Here is a 2830-nt window from a genome sequence, read left to right as displayed (position 1 = left end):
GGGCGGTAGGCGGTGGTCCAGGCCTGCCAGCCCGAGTTCATCGTCGGGTCGACGAAGACGGGGAACTTCACACCCTGGGCGGTGAACAGCTTCGTCGCCGCGACATCGAGAACGAGGCTCGCAGCGCCCGTCTTGTCACCGGCCAGGGTGATCGGGAGCTGGGCGGACTTGGCACCCGGCTCGATACCCGTGAGACCGGAGAGCTTCAGCACGTCCGCAGGCGTGTTCACCGCGGTCCGGTTGACGGTGCCTTCGGGCAGCTCGGGGTCGCGGCCGCTGGAGTCCCAGGCGAACGGGGTCGGGATCGAGCCGACCTCCTTGCCGGCCTTGTCCAGGACGAGGACGCGGTTGGCCTTCGCCTCGTACTGGAACGTGGCGGTCGCCGAACGCAGGCCGTAGGTCACGGACTTCAGCGCGTTCTGGCGGGCGGCCTCGGGGGTCTTGACGATGAGGACCTGGGCGAAACCGCCCTCCTCACGCGCGACCAGGAGCAGGTCGACGCCCGGCAGGACCTCGGGGTAGAGGGCGCGGGGCCCGTCGAGGACGGGCTCGGGCAGGGCGCCGGGCCAGGTGTAGGCGATGGTGTGGGTGCCGAACTCGATCTCCGCGAGGAGCGAGGCACCCGGGGTCTCGGCGCGGGCGAAGGAACGGTCCGCGCGCGACCCCTGGGCGGAGGTGCCGCTGGAGAACCGCACGGGGTAGACGGCGTTGACGGGCGTGACGCCCAGCCCCCGCGCGGCCTTGGCCTTGGTGCTGCGGGTGAGCTTGTTGTCGATGGGCGCCCACTTGCCGGCGGCGTTCTTCGCTCGCTGGGGAAGGGCGTGCATCTGCGAACGGAGCTGGCCGTTGGGCAGGGCCCAGGTCTGTGAGGTGGCGGTGGTCGCCGTGTCGACGAGGACCTTCTTGCCACTGCGAACGGCTTCGGCCCGCGCGGCGGACTCGTCCTTCGGGCCGGTCGCGGCCTGCTTGGCCTCGGTGGCCTTGCCACCAGCTGTAACAGGTGCGGAATCGGGCTGCCACCAGGGCAAAAGGGCAGCGGTGAGGGCGGCCAGCACAAGGCCGATGGTCAAAGACAGCCGCGTGCGCGTGCGCACGAAGGGGCTGAGATAGGGCGGCGCGGTCACGGCGGTCTACTCCCGTGTGAACCAGACGGACGATGGACAGCACAAACAGCCCCAGACGGCAGGCCGCGGGGCAGAAAGCGAACACACGATCACACACCCCACACAGACCGTCTACGGATTAGAATTTTATGAGACCGTTACCAATTCGGGGGTCTGGCTTGATGTGGCGTCAGCTCTGAGTCGATTGGAGCGATTTGACGGCCCGAGGAGTCGTTCATGTCGACTTTGCGGCATGTACCGCAAAGGCGATCAGTCGTGGGTCTCTGCGGCGGAGTGGGGTGTGATCCAAGTCACTTCGCGCATGCGCAACCGGGAACGGGCAATCTTGCTCAGCCCTCATCGGATGGCGGAGGGTACGCAGGCACGCACCTGAGGCAGGTGTGTGCATTTTGGTGTTTCCGCACCTCACACGATGTCTGTTTGCCAGGGTGGGAGTCGACGCGTATGCGTGCTTCAGGTCCGCTGTCATGGCTGGGGCTAGGACGCCCAGCCGTGACGGAGTCACAACGACGGCGCTTGCGGCGAAGCCGCATGGCGACCGTCCTTTTGTTGTCCTCGACACTGACCGTGACGAGCCTGGGCGGGCAGGCGCTCGCCATCCCCGGCCCGGGCATGAACCGTCAGGAGTCGACCACCGACGTCGACCTGCCCGACATCCCGAAGAGCACGGAGCTCGACGGCGACGCCGAGGCACAGAAGACGCTGAGCACCGCGCCTGAGGTCCCGGTCGACCCGTACGACCCGAAGGCGACCACGGCGTGGACCGCGGGCTCGGGTAACGCGACGCTGTCGGCCTCCACCGCTCCGGGTACCACTGTGCCGCTGACCAATGGTCTGCCGATCGCGCTGGGTGTTCCCGAGGGTGGCGACCCGGCGGCCGTCGCGGGTGACTGGAAGGTCGACCTGGCGCCGCCGACGACGTCGCAGGACGCGGGTGTGTCGGGTCTGGTCATGAAGGTGACCCCGCCGGCGTCGGTGGACCCGGCGGCCGAGGTGGCGCTGACCGTCGACACCACCGGCTTCGCGGACCTGTACGGTCCGCAGGCGGCGGATCGTTTCGGTCTGATGCTGCTGCCGGAGTGCGTGTACTCGTCCCCGACCACGGGTGACTGCGCGGACGACGCGGGCACGACGACGATGTCCGGCAAGGACGACGCGGACAAGACGGAGAAGTTCGAGCGGCTGAGCTCGACGGTGGAGACCGTCTCCGCGAAGGACGCGCCGACGAAGACGACGGCGGCGAAGAACGCCCCGACCCGCAAGCTCGTCACCGGCACGGTGCCGGTGTCCAGCCTGCTTGGGGAGGGCTTCACCGCCCAGTCCGGCGCGACGAAGGCCTCGTACCGTGACGGCGTGCGGCCGGTCGCGAACGCGGCGGGCGGCTCGGCGGTCGGCATGCTCGACACCGGCTCCTCGGTGCAGGGCGACTTCACCGCCTCTCCGCTGCTTTCGTCGGGTTCCTGGTCCTCGGGTTCCTCGTCCGGTGCCTTCACCTACGGTTACCAGGTGCAGACCCCGGAGACCGCCGGCGGTCTGATGCCGAAGGTGAACCTCTCCTATTCCTCGCAGTCGGTCGACGGGCGTACGTCGTCGTCGAACAACCAGGCTTCGTGGATCGGTGACGGCTGGGACTACAACGCGGGTTCCATCACCCGTACGTACGCCAACTGCCGTCAGGACTCGAAGAAGCCCGGCTCCAACAACTC

Annotated in this window: 2 pseudogenes; one reads left to right on the top strand and one right to left on the bottom strand. The window is 68.3% G+C overall.

The features are described from left to right. Positions 1 to 1124, bottom strand: a pseudogene (locus tag ACZ6J5_RS36070) (hypothetical protein); the annotation flags it as partial. Between the two features lie 531 nt (positions 1125 to 1655). Here ACZ6J5_RS36070 and ACZ6J5_RS36065 point away from each other — a divergent pair. Continuing rightward, positions 1656 to 2830 (top strand): annotated as a pseudogene (locus ACZ6J5_RS36065) (sugar-binding protein); the annotation flags it as partial.

This window comes from Streptomyces sp. NPDC042100, from assembly GCF_055582325.1.
The sequence above is the reverse complement of the archived record's forward strand: the minus strand, read 5'-3'. Positions and strand labels throughout refer to the sequence as shown.